1 pseudogene is annotated in these 624 nt (G+C 38.8%); it reads left to right on the top strand.

Going from position 1 to position 624, the window contains the following annotated elements:
* Positions 1-624, top strand: a pseudogene (locus tag GQ589_RS11825) (M23 family metallopeptidase); the annotation flags it as partial.

The following is a 624-nucleotide window of genomic DNA, read 5'->3' as shown; positions in this document are numbered from 1 at the left end:
CGCATGAACATGTCAAAAAAAATTGGCAACTAGAAAAAGCGCAACGCATTAAACCCTCACTGTGGTGGCAACAAGTGGCACAAGCACAAGCGCAAGCTCAAACAACCAGCACAGAACAAAGCGATGCGAATGCTAATACCCCGAAACTATCCAATCTATCAACTGACGGCAAGGCGTGGTTTATTCACCCGGTGGCGATGGTGGATTATTTCCAAGAAAAAACAAAACTCTGGCATGAGCCGTTAGATAACCCGCAACGGACTCATTTTAATTCGTCTGGTGATGAAAGGAAATTTAATGGCGCTTTTGGTTTTGTAAGAAATGGAGGGGCAAAATCACATGCAGGCTTAGATATCTTTGCGGATATCAATACGCCGTGTTATGCCTGTTTAGATGGGAAAATAGAGTGCTACATTCCGGAAGTTAAAAATAATAAAGGTGAAGGTATTGACTACGGTAATGTACTCGTTATTAAAGTTAAAGGTGATGATTTAAGAAAATCAAGAAATGAGACAAGTCTTGAGTTTGGTAAAAATGGTGAAATTGAACAAGCCAAGGATTTTAATATTAATGCTGACTATTTTTATTTACGCTATTGTCATTTAAGTACTAAACGTACTGATT

The organism is Gilliamella sp. Pas-s27 (assembly GCF_009795865.1).
Lineage (GTDB): Bacteria > Pseudomonadota > Gammaproteobacteria > Enterobacterales > Orbaceae > Gilliamella.
The sequence above is the reverse complement of the archived record's forward strand: the minus strand, read 5'-3'. Positions and strand labels throughout refer to the sequence as shown.